Annotated in this window: 20 protein-coding genes and 1 other annotated feature (1 of these 21 running past the window's edge); of the genes, 1 reads left to right on the forward strand and 19 read right to left on the reverse strand. The window is 42.0% G+C overall.

The genetic code is table 11. From position 1 onward, the window contains the following. Positions 1-19: a binding site (T-box leader), on the reverse strand (it extends 207 nt beyond the left edge of the window). A 63-nt stretch (positions 20-82) separates the two neighbouring features. The 17 genes from dnaI to ACH0BF_RS10030 form a co-directional block, all read right to left on the reverse strand. Continuing rightward, entirely contained in the window at positions 83-1,015 is a 933-nt protein-coding gene (gene dnaI, locus ACH0BF_RS09950) for a primosomal protein DnaI (RefSeq protein WP_120033700.1), read from the reverse strand. Beyond that, positions 1,002-2,402 (reverse strand): replication initiation and membrane attachment family protein, encoded by a 1,401-nt coding sequence (locus ACH0BF_RS09955; protein ID WP_340852946.1) that lies wholly within the window; start codon positions 2,400-2,402, stop codon positions 1,002-1,004. Before ACH0BF_RS09955 ends, dnaI begins: the two co-directional genes overlap by 14 nt. A gap of 85 nt (positions 2,403-2,487) precedes the next feature. Continuing rightward, positions 2,488-2,946, reverse strand: a complete 459-nt coding sequence (gene nrdR / locus ACH0BF_RS09960) for a transcriptional regulator NrdR (RefSeq protein WP_120033702.1) — start codon at positions 2,944-2,946, stop codon at positions 2,488-2,490. Between the two features lie 116 nt (positions 2,947-3,062). Then, positions 3,063-3,440: an adenosylmethionine decarboxylase gene (gene speD / locus ACH0BF_RS09965; protein ID WP_120033704.1), complete on the reverse strand. Its 378-nt coding sequence runs from the start codon at positions 3,438-3,440 to the stop codon at positions 3,063-3,065. Between the two features lie 285 nt (positions 3,441-3,725). After that, entirely contained in the window at positions 3,726-4,754 is a 1,029-nt protein-coding gene (locus tag ACH0BF_RS09970; RefSeq protein WP_340852944.1) for a glyceraldehyde-3-phosphate dehydrogenase, read from the reverse strand. A gap of 203 nt (positions 4,755-4,957) precedes the next feature. After that, positions 4,958-5,272 (reverse strand): DUF2178 domain-containing protein, encoded by a 315-nt coding sequence (locus ACH0BF_RS09975; RefSeq protein WP_406909337.1) that lies wholly within the window; start codon positions 5,270-5,272, stop codon positions 4,958-4,960. Continuing rightward, entirely contained in the window at positions 5,265-5,474 is a 210-nt protein-coding gene (locus ACH0BF_RS09980; protein WP_120033711.1) for a helix-turn-helix transcriptional regulator, read from the reverse strand. Before ACH0BF_RS09980 ends, ACH0BF_RS09975 begins: the two co-directional genes overlap by 8 nt. A gap of 130 nt (positions 5,475-5,604) precedes the next feature. Beyond that, entirely contained in the window at positions 5,605-6,207 is a 603-nt protein-coding gene (gene coaE / locus ACH0BF_RS09985) for a dephospho-CoA kinase (protein WP_120033713.1), read from the reverse strand. Between the two features lie 19 nt (positions 6,208-6,226). Continuing rightward, positions 6,227-6,859, reverse strand: a complete 633-nt coding sequence (gene ytaF, locus ACH0BF_RS09990) for a sporulation membrane protein YtaF (protein ID WP_120033715.1) — start codon at positions 6,857-6,859, stop codon at positions 6,227-6,229. Positions 6,860-6,928: 69 nt separating this feature from the next. Next, positions 6,929-7,762, reverse strand: coding sequence for a DNA-formamidopyrimidine glycosylase (gene mutM, locus ACH0BF_RS09995; protein ID WP_120033717.1), 834 nt, complete (start codon positions 7,760-7,762; stop codon positions 6,929-6,931). 30 nt (positions 7,763-7,792) lie between these two features. Continuing rightward, a complete protein-coding gene (polA, locus tag ACH0BF_RS10000) occupies positions 7,793-10,420 on the reverse strand; it encodes a DNA polymerase I (protein ID WP_340852941.1) in 2,628 nt (875 codons plus the stop codon). Continuing rightward, a complete protein-coding gene (gene pnpS / locus ACH0BF_RS10005; protein ID WP_120033721.1) occupies positions 10,395-12,191 on the reverse strand; it encodes a two-component system histidine kinase PnpS in 1,797 nt (598 codons plus the stop codon). The genes polA and pnpS overlap by 26 nt, the downstream gene beginning before the upstream one ends. Then, complete coding sequence (locus ACH0BF_RS10010; RefSeq protein ID WP_340852937.1) at positions 12,188-12,901, reverse strand: response regulator; 714 nt, start codon at positions 12,899-12,901, stop codon at positions 12,188-12,190. The genes pnpS and ACH0BF_RS10010 overlap by 4 nt, the downstream gene beginning before the upstream one ends. 163 nt (positions 12,902-13,064) lie before the next feature. Further along, positions 13,065-14,003 carry a malate dehydrogenase gene (gene mdh / locus ACH0BF_RS10015; protein WP_120033725.1) on the reverse strand — a complete coding sequence of 313 codons (939 nt, stop codon included), beginning with the start codon at positions 14,001-14,003 and terminating at the stop codon, positions 13,065-13,067. A gap of 82 nt (positions 14,004-14,085) precedes the next feature. Further along, entirely contained in the window at positions 14,086-15,375 is a 1,290-nt protein-coding gene (gene icd, locus ACH0BF_RS10020) for an NADP-dependent isocitrate dehydrogenase (RefSeq protein ID WP_406909364.1), read from the reverse strand. Positions 15,376-15,461: 86 nt separating this feature from the next. Then, positions 15,462-16,580 carry a citrate synthase gene (gene citZ, locus ACH0BF_RS10025; RefSeq protein ID WP_120033730.1) on the reverse strand — a complete coding sequence of 373 codons (1,119 nt, stop codon included), beginning with the start codon at positions 16,578-16,580 and terminating at the stop codon, positions 15,462-15,464. Positions 16,581-16,859: 279 nt separating this feature from the next. After that, positions 16,860-17,315: a DUF441 domain-containing protein gene (locus tag ACH0BF_RS10030; RefSeq protein WP_120033732.1), complete on the reverse strand. Its 456-nt coding sequence runs from the start codon at positions 17,313-17,315 to the stop codon at positions 16,860-16,862. A gap of 106 nt (positions 17,316-17,421) precedes the next feature. Between ACH0BF_RS10030 and ytvI the strand changes: the two genes are divergently transcribed. Then, positions 17,422-18,552 carry a sporulation integral membrane protein YtvI gene (ytvI, locus tag ACH0BF_RS10035; protein ID WP_120033734.1) on the forward strand — a complete coding sequence of 377 codons (1,131 nt, stop codon included), beginning with the start codon at positions 17,422-17,424 and terminating at the stop codon, positions 18,550-18,552. A 29-nt stretch (positions 18,553-18,581) separates the two neighbouring features. Here ytvI and ACH0BF_RS10040 read toward each other — a convergent pair whose 3' ends face one another. Together ACH0BF_RS10040 and pyk are read right to left on the reverse strand one after the other, a co-directional pair. After that, complete coding sequence (locus tag ACH0BF_RS10040) at positions 18,582-18,968, reverse strand: FxsA family protein (RefSeq protein WP_120033736.1); 387 nt, start codon at positions 18,966-18,968, stop codon at positions 18,582-18,584. Between the two features lie 170 nt (positions 18,969-19,138). Next, positions 19,139-20,899: a pyruvate kinase gene (gene pyk, locus ACH0BF_RS10045; protein WP_120033739.1), complete on the reverse strand. Its 1,761-nt coding sequence runs from the start codon at positions 20,897-20,899 to the stop codon at positions 19,139-19,141. Positions 20,900-20,916 lie beyond the last annotated feature (17 nt).

A 20,916-nucleotide genomic window follows, 5' to 3' on the forward strand; every position in this document is an offset into this window, starting at 1 on the left:
TCCTTATCAAAACTTGTTGCATTATTTACATGTATGTCCGTATTATATGCCTTGCCTATTGAAAAATCAATAGGGTGGTTCTCTATTTTCGACGATTAATCCCTTTCATTTCGACAGGAATAGTCAAAAACTTAATTCGTTCCATTACCCGCTTGGCCTTCATCTCTTCCCTCTCTCCCCGCTGGGAATGAGCTAAGTGATGTTCAAGTTCACTGTAACTGAAATTAGACGTTAAAAACGTTGGCAGTCGTTCCAGCATGCGGAATTGCAAAATCGTCCCAAGAATTTCATCACGCATCCAGCTCGACATCGCTTCAGCGCCGATATCATCAATCATCAATACAGGTGCCTTTTTGACAACTTCAAGCTTCTCATTCATAGATTGATCATTTAAAGACTGTTTCATCTCCCGAACGAATTCCGGAAAGTGAACAATTAAAGACGAAACATTTACATTGGCCAGTTCGTTAGCTACAGCTCCTAATAAATAAGACTTCCCTACACCGAACGGCCCATAAATAAATAACCCTTTCGCCTCGTTATTCTTTGTATATTCCTCTGTAAAGTGCTGCGCCTGTTCAATCGCCGGCCATCGGCCAGAATCCCCTAAGTCGAGGCTAGAAAAGTCCGCACTTAAAATATCTTTCGGAACGTACAAGCTTTTGATTAACTTTTCATTTTTTCTTTGCTCGTCATCGCGGATTTTGCGCGGACAACGGTGGTAATCGATATCGATGCCTCCACGGCGCCAAACGAGCTTTGGCTCAAAGCCTTTCATCACGTTCACACACTCGCTTAAACTTGGACATTTTTCACAGGAAAAGCTTTGGGTTTTATATTCATAAAGTTTCATTAAATTTCTATCTAGCACGTCCGGCGTTATTTGACTTTGATGCTCAAGCAAAAATGATTGGACTGCCGGGTCACTTAAAATTTCCTGGCGCGTTTTTTCATAACGAGCTTTAAAGTCCGGAGATTTTGTCAATTTGTTCAACGTTTCATCAATTCGTTTCATCGCTGCTCGTCACCTGCCTTTTCAATCTCCTGTTTTTAATTTTTTCCTCAAGCTCCCGCCGTTTCGCTTCCAACTCTTCATTCTTTTCAGAAGCAGGCTCTTTTGCTTTCTCTTCTTCATAGAACCAGTCAGGCAGTTTTTCCGTACGTATGACTCGTTGTTTCGGTTGTTGCTTGTTTTTGGCCCATTCCGCATACTGGCGATGTTCATTTTTCGCAAGTTCCATCGCATCTCTTACTGTTTTTACTTTTTTCCGCGCCCAATGGGAAGCAATTTTTTCCACGTAACTTTTCGTCAATTTCATGTCAGTCTTTAACATGACATATTGGATCAGTACATTTGCGACACCTGCTGGCAATTTATGCTGAAACAAAACACCCTCGATCACTTGCATATCCGAACTTGAGGGGAGGCTTCCTGAAATATCGATGAGTAGCTGCCGCGGAGATACGGTCTCCAAATAATAAATCAGTTCTTCTTCTTTTGTCTCCGGTTCGCTTTGGATAGTACGCAATGCCGCCGGTTGAGCTAGATGAATAAGCTCAGGAAGCTTCTCATCCCGCTCCAACTGGTACCAATCACGTGCTGATTTACGCAACACTTCAATATCAATCTCGTCTTTTTCATCTACTGCTGTAAGCAGTAAATTTTTCATTTCTAGCGGTTCAATGCCATACAGGTAAGCCAGCTTTACGATCGTTTCTTTCACAAGAGGTGTCATTGCTGACTTGGATACCATCATGCCTTGAAGGGAGCTTTCCAGCAAGCTGAAATCAAACTGATCCACTTTTAGAGAAACCCCTCTTCTGTCCGGCTTAGTCATAAACAGCTTGTCTTCAGGGAGAAGGCTGTCTTCTATAACATCCTGATCTAGTGGTGGCGGACCAGCAGAAAACACTTCTTGGAAGTCTTTTGTGATTTCTATATGATCCTCTGTACAGGACACGTCATCAGAAAAAAATTCTTTTAATCTTAAAAAGTGGGCACGGCCGATTTTACGATAAAGAAACACATTAAGCATGCCGTCGTTAAAGAATTGTTCTGGTGTGAGCGGCGGCTGAAGTTCATATACAAATTCACGCAAATCACCATTTTTTCGAATGAATGTTTTTAGTAACCCCAATGCTTCCAGCTTTAGACGTGCCTCATAAATTTCCTGAAGATTTTTATCAAGAAAGTTCATTAAATGATAATGATTAGCTATTCGAGAACGAAGTCGATTTTCTTCTACCTCTGCCCAGAGAGTCATATATAAACTAAAACAGGTGGTGCCGAGGAGCGGTTGATACAAGAACGTTAAAATGCGCCGGTCGGCTTCATGGAGGGTGCCGTGTAAACACACTATGTATTCATCCACCGGCTGTATTTCGTTCCAATGTCTTTTCATGTTAACCATCTAACCTTTCAGTGTTGAAACTTCTTTTGCTGACCGATGAAAAAAAGCTAGAGAACGGGTCGTTGCCTCCAGCCTGCTATTCTTCTTTTTTAATTAACTCTTTCAATTCATCCAAAAATACATTAATATCCTTAAATTGGCGGTAAACAGAAGCAAAGCGAACATAAGCTACTTCGTCAATATCTGCCAGGCGGTCCATGACCATTTCACCAATCTTTTCCGATTGAATCTCTGAAAACCCACAACTTCTGATTTCTTTTTCTACATCCATTGTTAATTTTTCAAGCTGTTCGAGTGAAACCGGACGCTTTTCACAGGCTTTGATGAGCCCGCGCAGAAGCTTTTCGCGATTAAACTCCTCCCTTGTACCTTCTTTCTTTACGACAATTAACGGTAAATCTTCCACCTTTTCAAAAGTCGTAAACCGGTAAGCACAAGATTCACATTCACGGCGTCTGCGGATGGAGCGCGCTTCATCTACAGGCCTTGAATCGATTACACGGGTGCCATTATGCTGGCAGGCCGGACACTTCATTCTACCAACTCCGATTATAAATTGATTACTCTCATCATATTAAAAAGAAACAAAATGCACAAGGCAAGATCCCCTAAATAAATGAAAGAGGTGTATGCTTGTGCATACACCTCTCTTTATAACACACTTGCTTCTTGCTTCATTTGTACAGGGCCCATTCCCCGAGGCATTTCGATTTTTTCCTGTGTTTCTGCCTCTAACGCCTCTGCAATGTAATTAGCCGCAATGTTTGGATCAAGGTCTCCGCAAGTATAGACATCAATGCTTGCGTAGCCATGTTCTGGAAAGCTGTGAATCGTTAAATGCGACTCGGAAATAATGACGACTCCACTCACGCCTTGAGGAGCGAATTTGTGAAACGCCACTTCCCGGATTTCAGCACCTGATTTTAATGCAGCATCCACAAAGATTTGTTCAATAGTTTCCATATCATTCAATTTTTCAAGATTGCATCCCCAAAGTTCTGCAATTACGTGACGACCCATAGTATCCATGATCGCTTCCCCCTTTTACAATTTTTAGAAGATTCGTTGTAAAAGTATAACCACCACGGGGGAAAGTTAGTCCGAAGAGGTCCTAACCCTTTAAGCGGTTATTTATTTCACGAAGATTAGTATACTGTGAACAGTTTAATTTTGCAACATCTTGTCAGACATTTTTCCGAAGGATTTTTTTAGAAAATTCTACATACAAATAAAGGAAGCAACTAAATCCCGCAGACAATTATCTGCGGGATTCATTTACTCTTACACGATTAATCGTATTCCTTTATAGACAAATTATGCAGTTACTTCAACTTTTTTTTTCATATTTTCAGCAACATAGTTCACTAAATCAACGACACGGCAAGAGTAGCCCCATTCATTGTCATACCAAGCTAGAACTTTCACTTTTGTTCCTTCCATTACGATCGTCGATAAACCGTCGATAATAGAAGAATGAGGATTTGTATTGAAATCAACAGATACTAATGGTTCTGTTGTAAATTCAATAATCCCATTTAGTGGGCCTTCAGAAGCTCTGATGAAGGTGTCATTTACCTCATCTACTGTAACTTCACGCTTCAAATCAACAACAAGGTCAACTAAAGAAACATTGGAAGTTGGTACACGCAACGCCATGCCGTGAATTTTTCCTTTTAATTCAGGCAGAACTAGCGATAATGCTTTAGCCGCTCCTGTAGATGTCGGAATGATTGATTGGGCACATGCACGAGCACGACGTAAATCTTTGTGTGGATTGTCGATGTTATTTTGATCATTTGTATAAGCATGAACAGTAGTCATTAGACCATTTTCAATACCAAACGTATCATTAAGTACTTTTGCCACTGGAGCAAGGCAGTTCGTTGTACAAGAAGCATTCGAAATCACTTCATGTTTTTCGATATCTAAATCGTCCTGATTAACGCCCATAACAATTGTAACATCCTCGTTTTTGCCAGGAGCCGTTAGTACAACTTTCTTTGCGCCAGCTTCCAAATGAAGGGCTGCTTTTTCACGGGCATTGAATTTACCTGTTGCTTCAATTACAATATCAATGCCAAGTTCTTTCCATGGAAGCTCACGCGGATCGCGATTATTAACCAATTGAACGCGCTTGCCATTTACAATCAAAGCATTCTCTTCTGTTTGCACATCTCCATCAAACTTGCCATGATTTGTGTCATACTTTATTAAATGGGCAAGCGTCTCTGCAGGATAGCTTGCATTTACCGCAACAATATCAAATTTATCCTCTAAAATTGCTTTGCGGAAGACCATTCTCCCGATACGTCCAAATCCGTTAATTGCTACTTTCGCCTTCATACACCGGCTCCTCCTATATCAATAAATGTTATACTTAATTGTTTTTTTATCTGCAATTAGTATAACATATTTACCTCCAAGTGGAAGCCTAAAAACCACAAATTAATAAGTTTAACTATTCTGAAAAAAGCGAAGATAACCATATAATTGTGACTATCTAACTAGCACGACTCCTATCCATCTGCGCTGCTTTTCTCACTCCTTTAATTTTGGTTACTAAAGTACACACTAGTAACGATAAGCGAGAGATTATGAGCTACCCAGATGCCGGTCATAAGGAAAAATGAGAAAGAAATGCCGTCAAAGATAATAATAAGAGCCCAGGCAGCGAGAAGAATAACTGATGTAGCATTCCAGGCGGCTGCTTTGGAACGAGCTGTTACATATTGCTGGCGTTCATCGAACAATCGTTTTTTCCTACCGACCCGGCGGTTGATAAAATAAATAATAATGATACACAGAACTCCAAGTAGTAAACCTGACAAGCCAGTCAAATTATTTACTAACGTTTCACTCAATATTCTCATCCCCTTCAAAAATAAATAAGTCTTCAATGCAGCAATTAAATAATTGAGCAAGCTTATGAGCCAAAACGAGAGAAGGATGGTATTTTCCTTTTTCCAGGGAAATAACTGTTTGTCTTGACACATTTAATTTTTTTGATAATTCTTCCTGTGTAATATTTCTCTCTGTGCGTTTTTCACGAATCTTATTTTTCATTTGTCCTCCTAACTCAACATAGTAAAGTAAGCTTTACGTAAAGTTTACTTTACTATCATTCTAATGTCAAGCGCACTTTACAAAGATAGTGTTTTAGCCTAAAAAAGAACCCGTCCATTATAGAGACGGGTTAAGGGGTCAGTTGCCATTCTTTGATGATTTCTAAAAGCTGCTCTTTCGTTTGCATAATGGAGCCATTATTATCAATTACCGCATCCGCTCTTTCGACTTTGTCAGCGAGCGGGAGCTGAGAAGCGATGCGGGCTTTAGCAGCTGCCTCATCTAAATGATTGCGAGCCATCAACCTGTCCAGTTGCGTGGCTTCACTTGTATAAACGACAATCACTTTTTCGACCATCCATGTCAATTCACTTTCGAATAAAAGCGGGATATCCATAATAATCGTTTGTTTTCCCGCTGCAACAGCTGCATCTTTCTCCGCAATCATAAACTGGCGCACAGCAGGATGAACAATGCTATTTAGCTTCTCCCGCTGCTCTTTATCGTTAAAAATAAGCTCTCCGAGTCGGCTTCGGTCTAGGGAGCCGTCAGGTAAAAGTATCCCTTCGCCAAATGTTTCAACAATTTGTAAAAGAGCTGGCCTACCCGGCTCAACTACTGCTCGGGCAGCCACATCTGCGTCCACTACTGTGTACCCCAATTCTTGTAGCAAGCGGCTCACCGTGCTCTTTCCGCTTGCAATGCCTCCGGTCAATCCAATGATTGCTGCCATGACTTCCTCCTCTTAACGGTTAAATTTTCAACGTTCCTAAGATGATTAATAAGATGCCGGGAAAAAAGGAAAGCCGCTGTACCCATTGAATCCCTGCAAACTTCCGGCCACAAGCCAGCCCTCCTGTAATAAACAGAAGGTTCATCACAGCTACAGCTGCCGCAAGTACAAGCGCCGGATAGCCAAGCATAGCCGCTCCAATTCCTGCACCGAATGCATCTAAAGAGAGAGCAAAGCCGAGCAGCAGGGCCTCCAAACCATTAATTGTGCCAGATTGATCCAAATCCGCAGCCGTTGGACGTTTAAAAATATGAACAACCACACCAAGCCGTTTCAACTCTAAATGGATAAGCGGCTTCTCTTCCATCTGCTCATGCACTTGTCTCTCCCGGAAAAATTGCCAAAGGACCCAAGCCCCGAGCACAATCAAAATAATACCGCCAAGTCGGCTGGCTGCTTGCTCACTGAACCATCTGCTTAGCCAATGGCCTGCCCCCATGGCAACGAGAAGCACTACCGCTGAACAAAGCGATAAAATAATGGAAGATTTAACCGGCAATTTTAGCTTTTTTAATCCGTAGGCAAGGCCTGCACTGAAACTGTCTAAACTGACCGCTGCTGCCAGCATAAATAACGAAATATACCCATCCATCAAACAGCTCCTCCCCTGTCAAAACGTTACTGTAGTATATGGAAGGAGGGATGGGAAGGTTCAATTTTATTAGCTTGGAAACGGCTGACAGTTTGGACAAAGATGCGTGCCGCGACCGGCTGTTCTTATTTTAACAATCAGTTCACCGCAACATTTACAAGGCTCTCCTTTACGGTTGTAGACAAAATGAGTTTCCTGGAATGTACCGGCCTGCCCCTGGCTGTTCACATACGATCGGACAGTACTTCCTCCTTTATCTACCGCTTCTTTCAATGTGGAAATAATCTCTTTTTGAAGAACAACAATCTCTTCTTCATTGAGTGAATTAGCCTTTCGTTCAGGGTGGATTCTTGCCCGGAAAAGAGCTTCATCTACATAAATATTGCCGAGACCCACAAACACTTTTTGGTCAAGCAGCACTGCCTTAATAGTTCTCTCAGTTTTCTTCAGCTTACTTTTTACGTATTCAACCGAAAAGTCCTCGGAAAACGGCTCAGGGCCAAGCTGTGACAGCGGCAGGGAATTATACTCCTGTCCCCGCTGAAATAAATGCATCGTGCCAAACTTACGTACATCCCGGTAGTGCAGCTCAGAGCCGTCTGTAAATTTAAATAATACGTGTGTATGAGGCTCTTCTTCTTCCCCGCACCCATGCAACCGGTATTTTCCTTCCATTCGCAAATGAGAAACGAGTGAATAATGATCAAGGGTAAAAATTAAAAATTTTCCTCTGCGCCCTATGTCATGAATCGTTTCACCGATCAAAGCATCAGCAAATTGCTCTGCCTGTTCTGGTTGTTTAATAATATTTGGCCACCGGATCTCCACCTCTTGGATGGTTTTACCGACGACAAGCTGTTGAAGAGTACGCCGGACAGTTTCTACTTCTGGCATTTCAGGCAAGTAGATCTCTCCTCTCTATGTTGTCTTTTATTATTTGGCATCGTACCATGTCGGTCCGTATGAATAATCAACCTTCAATGGAACCTTTAGTTGAATGGCCTGTTCCATTACTTCTGGGACAAGCTGCTTCATTATTTCAATTTCCTCTTTTGGCACTTCAAAAATTAATTCATCGTGTACTTGTAACAGTAGCTTGGAACGAAGCTTTTCATTCTCCAGTCTCTCGGCCACATCAATCATCGCTTTTTTAATAATATCAGCTGCACTTCCCTGAATTGGCGTATTCATCGCTGTTCGCTCTCCAAAGCCTCGTAAATTAAAGTTGCGGCTCGTGATTTCTGGAATGTAACGGCGGCGTTGCATCAGTGTAGTAACAAAACCTTTTTCTTTCGCCTCGCGGATGATGGAATCCATGTATTCTTTCACACCCGGATAAGTTTGTAAATAACGATCAATAAAGGTACCTGCTTCTTTTCTTGTGATGCCGAGACTTTGAGACAAGCCATAATCGCTGATCCCGTAGACGATACCAAAGTTGACTGCCTTTGCCTGCCTCCGCATATTGCTGTCTACTTCTTCCTGTGACACGTGGAACACATCAGCGGCTGTTGCTGTATGAATATCAAGGTCATGCAAGAAAGCATCGATTAATTTTTCATCATCAGCGATATGAGCAAGTACACGCAATTCAATTTGCGAGTAATCGGCGGCAAACATCACTGAATCAGGCTCTGACGGAATAAAAGCCTGGCGGATCTTTCTGCCTTCCTCCAAACGGATGGGGATGTTTTGCAAATTAGGTTCTGTTGAGCTTAACCGTCCTGTTTGCGTCAACGCCTGGTTGAAGCGTGTATGAATTTTGTGTGTATCAGCATCTACTACTTTAAGAAGCCCTTCAATATAAGTCGACTGAAGCTTGCCGAGCTGACGATAATGTAAAATATGGTCTACAATTTCATGGGACGGCGCCAGTTTTTCAAGCACATCCGCCGAAGTAGAGTAACCTGTTTTTGTTTTTTTTATAGGTGGCAGCCCCAATTTCTCAAATAAAATTGTCCCAAGCTGCTTCGGCGAATTAATATTAAACTCGGTGCCTGCAAGTGAATAAATCGTCTTCTCAATATCAGCCAGCTTGCCTTTTAGCTCTTCGCCCATTTCCTTCAGACGGTTTATATCTACTTGAACACCTTCTGACTCCATATCAGCAAGAATGAGTGCGAGCGGCAGCTCCAGCTCATAAAATAATTCAAGCTGTTGGTTTTCTTCAAGTTCTTTTAGGCAAACCGCTTTTAATTCCTCAATTGCTGCTGCTTTTGAGGCGATATGCTCGGCATATACCGATCCTTCAGGAAGTTGGCGTTTGGCTCCCTTTCCATATACCGCTTCATCTGATTGAATAGATGAGATGCCATGCAGCTTCGCTACGGCAGCGAAATCTTCCGGTGACTCAGATGGGTTGAGCAAATAAGAAGCAAGCCAGATATCAAAGTCAATTCCCTTGAGCTCAATTCCATAGCGCCTTAATCCAATAATAGTACGCTTTGCATCATAAACAGATTTTTTCTTCGTTTCATCCTCTGCCCATTTTTTAAAAACGGCTGACTGAAATGCCGCTTCTGCCGGAATAAAGTACGTTCCCTTTTCCCCACTTATCCCAAAACCAGCTATATCTGCCCGGTGATAGTTTTCAGTAATCATTTCTAAATAGAAGGAATCCTCTCCACTAAAAAGATCGTCTGTCAGTTCTGTCACAGACTCATAATGTACGTCTTCATGAGCAGAAGCTTCTTCTACCGGACGGTCCAGCTTTTCCAGCAGCGAGTTAAATTCAAGTTCCTTAAATAACTCATATACTTTTTCATTATCCGCTTCATGATATTCCAGGTTGCCTATCGAAAAGTTAATGGGAACCTCACGAAGAATCGTCGCCAGCTCTTTGCTCATTAAAGCGAGATTCTCGTGCTCGCGTAGTTTTTCTTGCAACTTTTTCCCACTCACCTCATCGATAGATGCAAGTAAGTTTTCTACAGAACCAAATTGCTTTAATAGCTTGATCGCTGTCTTTTCTCCAACTCCAGGTACACCCGGAATGTTATCAGAAGAATCACCCATTAAACCCTTCATATCAATGATTTGTTCTGGTGTTAGCCCATACTTTTCCTCAACGTGAGCAGGAGTATATTCTTCAATGTCGGTAATTCCTTTTCTTGTAATACAGACGGTAGTCGCATCAGAGGCAAGCTGAGTTAAATCTTTATCTCCTGAATAAATTTTAATTTCATATCCATCTTTTTCCGCCTGAAGCGACAAGGTCCCAATAATATCATCTGCTTCATAATTTTCCAGTTCATATTGAGCAATACCGTAAGCTTTCAGCAATTCACGGATATAAGGAAATTGCTCAGACAGCTCAGACGGTGTTTTTTGCCGGCCGCCTTTATAATCGCTGTATGTTTGATGCCGGAAAGTTGTTTTACCGGCATCAAAAGCAACAAGAAGATGTGTAGGTTGCTCTTCCTTTAATACTTTTAAAAGCATCATAGCAAAGCCATAAACTGCATTGGTATGGACACCTTTGTTGTTATTCAATAAGGGCAAGGCGAAAAACGCCCGATAGGCAATGCTGTTGCCGTCAATTAATACGATTTTTTTCTTCAAAGCGGTCATCCTCCTCTTGCTTATTTAAGAAAACGGTAAACGTGGTGCCTTCATTGGCTTTACTTTTTACAAAAATCTCCCCATCATGCGCCTCGATAATATGTTTGACAATGGCTAATCCAAGACCAGTGCCTCCTGAATTGCGGCTTCTCGCTTTATCTACCCGGTAAAAACGCTCAAAAATCCGTGGTATCTCTTCCGGATTTATGCCAATGCCATTATCTTCTACTTCAACGATTACCCGGTTCTCTTTATCAAAGGCCCTTACTTCTATATGGCCTCCTTCTTGTGTATACAAGATAGCGTTTGTCAATAAGTTAAAAAATACTTGTTTTAGCCGACTGGCGTCTCCAGTAATCCATAAATCTTTCTCCAGTTGCAGTGACAAATCAATCCGCTTAGCTTCAAAGCGATTTTGCAAGGAGGGAATCACTTCTTTTATCACTTCATCTATAGACAAGTTTGTTGTGTGAAGAGAAATTCCCTTTTGTTCAATTTTCGATAATTCCAACAAATCCATAACAAGAGTTTGCATTCGTTCACTCTCTTTTAAGATAATGTTCAAAAACATCTTCAGTGCCTCTTTATCTTCGAGCGCCCCGTCCAGCAAAGTTTCGGTAAAGCCTTTAATGGAAGTAATAGGCGTTTTCAACTCATGGGAAACATTTGCCACAAAATCTTTGCGCATTTGCTCCAGCTTTTTCAAACTTGTAATATCATGAAAGACAATCAATATGCCTTTCCATTCAGCATTCGTTCCAATGATCGGCGCACCGGACACTTCAAAATGCTTTCTTTCAATCCCAAGTGGCAATAACAGCTGCCTGCGTATATTTTGCTCGGTCATGAACACTTCTTCAATAATATCAATGACTTCCGATTGTGGGATTGCCTCATGATACCTCTTTCTTATTAATCGTTTGTTTTCCAAATGGAAATGTTTTTTAAACGATCGATTCACCATAATGATGAAACCGCGATCATCTATTAGAAGCAAACCGCTTTCCATATTTTCAATTAAGGTCGATAGCCGATTTTGATGAACTTCTTGCGCTTGCATCATTTCCTGCAAATTCCGAGCAAGAATATTAATGGAAGTATTCAGCGTCCCTACTTCATCCGCAGGAATTTCATGCGTTCTGGCCCGATAGTTCCCTTTTGCAAGCTCTATCGCTACTTTCGTTGCCGATTCGATTGGTTTAGTATAGCGATTCGTAATTTTGGTACTAAACAATGTGAGCAGCACGAGAGAGACCCCGAGAGAGAAAAGCAAAATAAGCCAAATTTGCTGGTAAATATCATCAAGATCCTTCACTTTTGTATTTACTACAATCATTCCATCGATTTGACCCGCCTGATTCTCTATCATTCGCCAATGATAATGTTCACCAAACTTGCTAGCAAGCGATTCTTGATAAGCAGTGGAGGGATCGGTATTAGCCAGCCTTTTAACGACCTTTCGATGATCAGATCTAGATGGATCGTCAAAAGCCCCGCTGTCAAAAATTAATCGGCCAGAGGGATCGGCAAGGGAAATCCGTACATGTAGCTGTTTGCTCCAATCTTTTATAGTGTCCTCGTTCAAGGACTCCAGACCACCTTGCCGAGTAATCTGTCCGGCTAATAGTTCTGTCTCTTTTTCCAAACGTTCATTAAATGTGGATAAATAATAGCCTTTGAACATCTGTCCCAGCATAATGCCAAGTGCCACCAGAACAAGAACAATTAAAGAAAGAAGAGCAAGCACAAGCCGGGTACGGAACTTAATCATGAAGGCTTTGGCTCCTCTAATTTATAGCCTAATCCGCGGATCGTTTTTATGTACTCGGGCTTTCTCGTATTATGTTCAATTTTCTCACGCAAATGGCTGATATGCACATCAACAATTCGTGTATCACCGGCAAAATCATATTTCCAAACAGCACTTAACAGCTGATCACGTGTTAATACACGTCCTTTATGCTCCATTAAATATAGAAGTAACTCAAACTCTTTCGGTGTAAGCTCCAGTAAGTTCCCTCGAAAATACGCTTCATATTTTTCTGGATAAATAACGATTTCTGAAACGGTCAGTCCGTTCTCCTGTCCATTTGTTTCTTCTACTTTCGGCATATGCTGCAGCCGGCGTAAAATAGCCTTCACCCGTGCCAGCAATTCTCTTGGACTAAATGGCTTTGTCATGTAATCATCCGCACCTAGTTCAAGGCCAAGTACTTTATCAAACTCTTCATCCTTTGCTGTCAGCATTAAAATTGGTGTGGACACTTTTCTCTGCCGAAGCTCCTTACATACTTCCATTCCATCCAGCCGTGGAAGCATCCAATCCAGCACAAGCAAATCTGGAAGTTCCTCCAATGTTTTTTTGAGCGCTTCCTCCCCATCATATGCTGTGATAACTTCATATCCAGCCTGCTCTAAGTTGTATTTAATTAGCGTTACAATAGATGGCTCGTCATCTACCACTAAGACTCTTTTGTTCATTTTGCCCTCCCTGGAAAGTAATGACCGTTCTTTCTCAATTATACCTTAACCTTCTATTGTTGAAAAAGGAAGAAACGCGACTCCTTCGATGTCGGTCTTTTACGATAAAAATCAATACAAAAACCCCCAGGGGAAACTGGGGGTTTTTGTAAATACCTATTTATCAAGAAAGAACACTCATCACATTACGCACAGAATCAACTGATTTTTGCAGCGCCGCCTTCTCATTCTCTGTTAGCTCAAGCTCAATTACTTTTTCAATGCCATCTTTACCGAGAATTGTCGGTACCCCTAGATAAAGGCCCTCGTGTCCATATTCACCTTCAAGATAAGCAATAGCAGGAAGAATGCGGCGTTGATCTTTCAAAATAGCCTCTGCCATTTCTACAAGGGAAGCAGCTGGTGCATAGTAAGCAGAACCGTTACCTAAAAGAGAAACGATTTCACCGCCGCCTTTGCGTGTACGTTCAACAATGGCCTCAAGACGATCTTGCGGAATCAATTTTTCTAAAGGAATACCGCCTGCGTAAGAATAACGTACAAGTGGGACCATGTCATCGCCGTGGCCGCCAAGAACAAAGCCTGTAATATCTTTTACAGACAAATTTAACTCTTGTGCAACGAATGTACGGAAACGAGCGGTATCAAGAACGCCTGATTGGCCGATCACGCGGTTTTTCGGGAATCCTGATTCTTTAAACACAGTATAAGTCATCGCATCGGCAGGGTTCGTTAGCACGATAATATGGCAATTTGGAGAGCTTTTCGCAATTTCAGCTGTTACAGCCTTCATCACTTTTTGGTTTGTTTGTACCAGGTCATCCCGGCTCATCCCTGGCTTACGAGCAATTCCAGCTGTAATGATGACCAGATCAGAATCTTTCGTATCTTCATAGCTGGATGTACCGATGATGTTCGTATCAAATCCTTGCACAGGACTTGCTTCAAGCATATCAAGGGCTTTGCCTTTGGTTGGGCCTTCCGCTTGTGGAATATCAACTAGTACAACGTCTCCTAGTTCTTTCTGTGCAAGCAAAAATGCCGTTGTTGCTCCTGTAAATCCCGCACCGATGACAGAAATCTTTTTACGTTTCAAAGACATGTGTGAGTCCCCCTTAAAATTAGGTATGGTATGGAATACATATAACACCGTTCCTTTGTAAAAAGAACGGTGTTGATACTAATTAAAGGTTCTTGATTAATTCATCAGCAAACTCAGAAGTTTTTACTTCTGTTGCGCCTTCCATTAAACGGGCAAAGTCATAAGTAACTACTTTAGACGCAATGGTTTTTTCAACAGATGCAGTGATAAGATTAGCTGCTTCATTCCATCCTAAGTGTTCAAGCATTAATACACCTGAAAGTAGAACAGAAGAAGGATTTACTTTATCAAGTCCTGCATATTTTGGAGCTGTTCCGTGTGTCGCTTCAAAAATAGCATGTCCTGTTTCATAGTTAATATTGGCTCCCGGTGCAATTCCGATTCCACCCACTTGTGCAGCAAGTGCATCAGAAATGTAGTCACCGTTTAAGTTCATTGTTGCTACTACATCAAATTCTTTTGGACGAGTTAAAATTTGTTGAAGGAATATATCAGCAATGGCATCTTTAACGATGATCTTGCCAGCAGCTTCTGCATCAGCCTGCGCTTTGTTTGCTGCTTCTGTTCCCTGTTCTTCTTTAATTTTATCGTACTGAGCCCAAGTGAATACTTTTTCGCCGAATTCTTTTTCAGCTAATTCATAGCCCCAGTTTTTGAACGCACCTTCAGTAAATTTCATAATGTTACCTTTATGTACTAAAGTAACAGATTTGCGGCCTTCTTTAATAGCATAGTTGATCGCTGCTCGTACTAAGCGAGTAGTTCCTTCTTTAGAGATTGGCTTAATACCAATACCTGAAGTTTCAGGGAAACGGATTTTATTTACACCCATTTCATTTTTCAGGAAGTCGATGACTTTTTCCACTTCATCTGAACCTTCCTTGTATTCAATACCAGCGTAAATATCTTCTGTATTTTCACGGAAGATAACCATATCAGTATCTTCAGGGCGTTTGATCGGAGAAGGTACTCCGTCGAAGTAACGAACAGGACGCAAGCAGACGAATAAGTCTAATTCCTGGCGAAGCGCTACGTTTAAAGAGCGGAATCCGCCGCCGATTGGTGTTGTTAATGGACCTTTAATAGCAATCAAATATTCACGAATTTGCTCTAGTGTTTCTTCCGGAAGCCATTCGCCTGTTTTGTTAAATGCTTTTTCTCCGGCATATACTTCTTTCCATTCGATCTTCTTTTCACCGTTATATGCTTTCTCAACAGCAGCATCAAGTACACGGGAAGCTGCTGCCCAGATATCAGGGCCAATTCCGTCCCCTTCAATGAATGGGATTACTGGATGGTTTGGTACATTTAAAACTCCATTTGATACAGTAATTTTTTCGCCTTGTGACATGAAAAATACCTCCAATTCCATAATCAAAGGTTAGAGGCATACGCCCTCTAACCTCTGTTACTCAATTTATATTACACCAATTTTTTGGGTGTTTGTAAATATTAGAATTACTTGCGCTTACCGATCGGTACGTACTCTTGCATACCAGGACCTGTGTATTCAGCACGTGGACGGATTAAACGGTTGTTTGAATACTGTTCCAAGATGTGTGCCAACCAGCCAGATACACGGCTTACAGCAAAAATTGGCGTGAACAAATCATGCTCTATGCCCAGGCTATGGTAAACGGATGCAGAATAGAAATCCACATTTGGCGGAAGTTTCTTCTGCGTTGTTACAAGTTCCTCAATTTGTGTGGACATCTCGTACCATTGTGGCTCTCCAGTTAATTCTGTCAATCTTCTTGACATTTCCTTCAAGTGCTTCGCACGCGGGTCGCCTTGACGGTATACACGATGGCCGAAGCCCATAATTTTTTCTTTATTGTTTAACTTGCTCAAGATATACGGCTCTACGTTATCAACGGAACCGATCTCAGTGAGCATTTTCATTACCTGCTCATTCGCCCCGCCATGAAGCGGGCCTTTTAAAGCAGAAATGGCTGCTGTTACTCCAGAATAAACGTCAGATAAAGTAGCTACACATACGCGAGCTGTAAATGTAGAAGCGTTTAATTCATGGTCCGCATGCAGAACGAGCGCTTTGTCAAACGCTTCGATTTCGACAGCCTCCGGTTCTTTTCCGGAAAGCATGTACAGGAAGTTCGCTGCTAAACCGAAATCTTTGCGTGGCGCTATCGGCTCTTCGCCTTTACGGATGCGGGCAAACGCAGTTACAAGCGCAGGGATTTTTGCTTGCAGACGAACTGCCTTGCGGTAATTTGCTTCCTCGCTCATAACATCCGCTTCTTCATCGTACAAACCAATTAATGAAACAGCTGTGCGGAGGGCGGCCATTGGATGGACTTTATCAATTGGATACATTTTAAAGTGGTTAAGTACTTCTTGAGGAAGATCATAGCTGTCTGACAATTGCTGCTTCAGCTCATCTAGCTCTGCCTGTGTAGGAAGTTTTCGGTGCCATAGCAGATAAATAACTTCTTCAAAGCTTGCATTTTCAGCTAAATCATCGATGTTGTAGCCAGCGTATGTAAGAGTGTCATCAATAATAGAGCTTACTGAAGATGTTGTTGCTACTACTCCTTCTAATCCACGAGCGGTCGTCATAATCATTCTCTCCTTCGACTGTTAATTTCCCCCATTGCCTTTTTTGAAAGCATTTTTAACTGAGTTCTTGCTCAGTAAAGTTTCATGTAAAACACGAACATTTTTAAAGATTGCGCTTTCACCTGATATTATAAACAATAATTTAATGTTTGTGAATGAAAAGTGTCTAAAATTCTACAAAATCGCCATGGTTTCTCAACAAAACACGGGGAAAAAACATGTTATACTAAAAAATTATTTTCTTCCTGTACTCATTATACATGGGAGCGGCTAAAATTTCTATTGAAACCACTCAAGAACTTTCATAACCGTGTAGGCGATGCCTGCGCCGATCAATGGACCAACGGCCACGCCATTAAAAAGAGCTACCGCTGCAATCGTTCCAAAGACAAGTGCGGTCGTAATATGAGGATCCTCCGCCAGCAACGTCACGCCGCTTTTGCCGAGAAGGGCTACAAGCATACCAGAGATGAGAGCGATCCATGCATAAGGAGACTTTAGAGAATCCCCCAGCTCCCTAAACCCAATTTCTCCTGTCGCAATCGGCACCAACACCGCAATAGTAATGACTGCTACTCCCCAGTTGATTCCCTTCGTTTGAACAGCCGCAAACAGCTTGTCATCTAAACCAATCACTTTCAGTACGAGCAAAACAATAACAGCCAGAAGAAGCGATTGATTTTTCGCAATGAGCGCGATGGCAAGTAACATCAGTAAGAATAGATAAGGCTGCATATCTCTACCCCTTTCTTTTATGCAATTTTTGTCGTTATAATACGAGCCATTTTTCTTTCTCTCCCCTGATCAGATTGATACAATGTGAGGCATAGGAGGTGAAGCCTTGAATTCATCCAACTGGCATAGGTTGATACGCTTTCTGATTGTAATTATTTCCACCGCGTTACTTTTACTCTCTTTATATTATGTTGCAAAAATAACGTACCCATTTATCATCGGCTTTGCAGTTGCTTTTCTTATTCAGCCATTCGTTCGTTTTTTGGAGAAAAAGGTGAGGTTGCCACGAGCTGCTGCTGCCGGCACAGCTATCCTTCTTATTTTGGCTATTTTCGCTGGTGGAATGACGCTTTTAATCGCTGAAATTGTTTCAGGCGCGAATTATTTCGCCTCTGTTGTTCCCCGCCACGTTCACGTTGTAGTGGAGCAAATAGAAAACCTCTTCGCTTCTCAAGTGATCCCAATATATGAACGGGCAGCAGGGCTGTTTCATTCTCTTGATACCGGCCAGCAGGAGACCATCTCTACAAACATTCGCCAAGCAGGGGAACAGTTCGCCTCAACAGCAGGAGAGTTTATCCAGAACTTCTTTTTGAAACTCCCAAAATTAATCTCATGGGTCCCTAATTTCGCGACCGCATTAATTTTCTCATTTCTTGCTGCTTTTTTCATTACTAAAGATTGGGAGAATCTTCAGAAGCGGACGATTCATTACTTACCCGTAAAAGCAAGGACAAGCTTGATTAACGTGTTTGCCGCTTTAAAAAGGGCGTTATTCGGCTTTTTGCGCGCCCAATTGACACTCATTTCGATTACGACCTTTATCGTTCTTGTAGGATTGCTTATTTTGCGGGTAAATTATGCAATTACACTCGCTCTTGTTGCGGGGCTTGTTGATTTGCTTCCTTATCTCGGGACAGGCACCCTATTCGTGCCATGGATTATATACGAATTTATTGCCGGAGATACTGGCCTAGCCATTGGTTTAACTGTTTTATACGTGATCATCATTGTTCAGCGTCAGATTATGGAGCCTAAAGTATTGTCCTCCAGCATCGGCCTGGACCCTCTAGCTACGCTGATTGCCTTATTTGTCGGCTTTAAGCTTGCTGGTTTCTTCGGTCTGATTCTCGGCCCTGTTACACTCGTTATTATTAACGCTCTCAGCAGTGCAGGAGTATTTACAGATTTACGAAACTATATTACAGGAGAAGATGTGCCACCTCCGATGAAATAGAAAAGCGTCAGCCGCTGGCTGACGCTTTTCTATTTCATGATAATGACATTTCCATTTTGAAAAGAACGACGAAATAGTTTTAATAAGAGTGGTTTAACCCATTTTCTTGTGAAGGGAAGCAAAAGTAAAAAACCTAAAATATCTGTAATAAAGCCCGGGGCTAAAAGCAACAAGCCGCCGACCAATATGCATACGCCATCGATTACCGTATCACCAATGAACCGGCCGTTCTGAATATCTTCACGCAACTTTATAACCGCCTGCATTCCTTGTTTCTTAGCAAAATAAGCTCCTAAAAAACCTGTTGTTAAAATCAACAGAAATGTTGGCCAAACTCCTATAGTTTTTCCTGAAAGCATCAGTAGACTAATTTCCAATGCCGGAGCAACAATAAAAATAAATAATAAATATCGCAACGGATTTTCCCCTTTTTAAACAATTTATGTTCTTCTTTATTGTATCATCCCTCCCCAGCCGTCCGCAAAAATAGACGCATCTATTGTCTCTTCATACACTTGTTACTTATAAAAAAAGCTGTTCAGCAGCCGACAATCTGTCAGTTGCTGAACAGCTTTCATTTTCTTAATTAAAGGACATTGGCATGCCCGTTATAAACAATGCCTCTGGAGGCATCCACAGTAATTTCTTGTCCATCCTTTAAAATCGACGTCGCTTCTTCTACTCCAACTAGGACCGGAATGCCCAAATTGATACCGACAACAGCACCGTGGCTTGTCAATCCACTTTCCTCTGTAATCAGCGCTGCACATTTTTCGATAGCCGGCACCATGTCTCTGTCGCTGCCGATCGTTACAAGGATGTCCCCTTCTTCTATCCTTTCTAGTGCTTCTGATGCGTTTTTAGCAACGACGACCTTGCCATAAGCCGATTTTCGCCCAATCCCTTGGCCTTTCATTAAAACGTCCCCAACCACATGGATTTTCATCAGATTTGTCGTACCCGATTCGCCTACTGGAACACCGGCTGTGATGACGATTAAATCTCCGTGCTTGACGAGACCCGTACTTATGCTTTGTTGTACAGCGAGCTCAAGCATTTCATCTGTTGTCTTTACTTTAGGACCGATATTTGGGAATACTCCCCAGACAAGTGCAAGGCTGCGTGAAACTCGTTCACTGGATGTAACCGCGACAATCGGTGCTTTTGAACGATAGCGTGAAATCATTCGAGCAGTGTGTCCACTCTCCGTTGGCGTCACAATCGCTTGTACATCTAAATTGTTTGCCGTATGGGCCACTGATTGTCCGATCGCATCGGTCATTGTATGTCCACTTACTTTGCTACGTATAGATAAGATTTCTGAGTAATTTAAAGCCGTCTCTGTGCGATCTGCAATGCTGTGCATCGTTTGTACCGCCTCAAGAGGATACGTTCCTGCAGCTGTTTCCCCAGAAAGCATAATCGCATCTGTACCATCAAAAATAGCATTGGCTACATCACTTGCTTCCGCACGTGTCGGGCGCGGGTTACGCTGCATGGAATCAAGCATTTGTGTCGCCGTAATAACCGGCTTGCCGAGAGTGTTGCAACGCTGAATTAACCTTTTTTGCACGAGCGGCACTTCCTCGGCAGGAATTTCCACGCCAAGATCTCCGCGTGCTACCATCAATCCATCCGATACCTCAAGAATGCTGTCGATATTATCGACTCCTTCTTGATTCTCAATTTTAGGGATGATTTGAATATGGCTCGCTCCATGCAGTTCCAGCAACTCATGAATCTCGAGAACGTCAGAAGCGCGACGAACAAAAGAAGCAGCAATAAAGTCAACGTCTTGTTCAATACCGAACTTGATATCTTCTGCATCCTTTTCAGTAATTCCTGGAAGATTGATCGATACACCGGGCACATTTACACCCTTTTTATTTTTTAGCGTGCCACTGTTCAGTACTTTTGTTTGGATTTCGCCTGCTGATCTATCGATGTCTGTTACTTCAAGGGCAATTAAGCCGTCATCCAACAGGATTTTTCCTCCCGGCTTAATATCCTCTATCAATCCCTCATATGTAACCGAAAATTTTTCGGATGTTCCGAGCACTTCATGCATAGATACTATCACTTGACTGCCAGCTGTTAGCTCTATAGCATCATTTTCCATATTATGTGTGCGAATTTCAGGGCCTTTCGTATCTAACAAAATACCGATTGTTTTTCCGGTCTTCTTTGCAGCTTCGCGAATATTTTTGATTCGCTGTGCATGCTCTTCGTGATTCCCATGGGAAAAATTCAAACGGGCAATATTCATGCCAGCTTCCATTAACTTTTCGAGCATGGACGGGCTTTCACTTGCCGGACCAATCGTACATACAATCTTTGTCTTTCTCATCTTTTGAGAGCCTCCTC

It is taken from the genome of Pseudobacillus sp. 179-B 2D1 NHS (genome assembly GCF_045370945.1).
Taxonomy (GTDB): domain Bacteria; phylum Bacillota; class Bacilli; order Bacillales; family Domibacillaceae; genus Pseudobacillus.

Bases quoted from the DNA above. Each gene is read 5' to 3' on its own strand.
- speD (WP_120033704.1), bottom strand. From the start codon at position 3,440: ATGGATACTATGGGTCGTCACGTAATTGCAGAACTTTGGGGATGCAAT.
- citZ (WP_120033730.1), bottom strand. From the start codon at position 16,580: ATGACGACCGCTCGTGGATTAGAAGGAGTAGTAGCAACAACATCTTCA.
- coaE (WP_120033713.1), bottom strand. From the start codon at position 6,207: ATGGCAGCAATCATTGGATTGACCGGAGGCATTGCAAGCGGAAAGAGC.
- icd (WP_406909364.1), bottom strand. From the start codon at position 15,375: ATGGAATTGGAGGTATTTTTCATGTCACAAGGCGAAAAAATTACTGTA.
- ACH0BF_RS10030 (WP_120033732.1), bottom strand. From the start codon at position 17,315: ATGCAGCCTTATCTATTCTTACTGATGTTACTTGCCATCGCGCTCATT.
- ytaF (WP_120033715.1), bottom strand. From the start codon at position 6,859: ATGGATGGGTATATTTCGTTATTTATGCTGGCAGCAGCGGTCAGTTTA.
- ACH0BF_RS10010 (WP_340852937.1), bottom strand. From the start codon at position 12,901: ATGAACAAAAGAGTCTTAGTGGTAGATGACGAGCCATCTATTGTAACG.
- mdh (WP_120033725.1), bottom strand. From the start codon at position 14,003: ATGTCTTTGAAACGTAAAAAGATTTCTGTCATCGGTGCGGGATTTACA.
- ACH0BF_RS09980 (WP_120033711.1), bottom strand. From the start codon at position 5,474: ATGAAAAATAAGATTCGTGAAAAACGCACAGAGAGAAATATTACACAG.
- pyk (WP_120033739.1), bottom strand. From the start codon at position 20,899: ATGAGAAAGACAAAGATTGTATGTACGATTGGTCCGGCAAGTGAAAGC.
- pnpS (WP_120033721.1), bottom strand. From the start codon at position 12,191: ATGATTAAGTTCCGTACCCGGCTTGTGCTTGCTCTTCTTTCTTTAATT.
- ACH0BF_RS09970 (WP_340852944.1), bottom strand. From the start codon at position 4,754: ATGAAGGCGAAAGTAGCAATTAACGGATTTGGACGTATCGGGAGAATG.
- ACH0BF_RS09955 (WP_340852946.1), bottom strand. From the start codon at position 2,402: ATGAAAAGACATTGGAACGAAATACAGCCGGTGGATGAATACATAGTG.
- dnaI (WP_120033700.1), bottom strand. From the start codon at position 1,015: ATGAAACGAATTGATGAAACGTTGAACAAATTGACAAAATCTCCGGAC.
- nrdR (WP_120033702.1), bottom strand. From the start codon at position 2,946: ATGAAGTGTCCGGCCTGCCAGCATAATGGCACCCGTGTAATCGATTCA.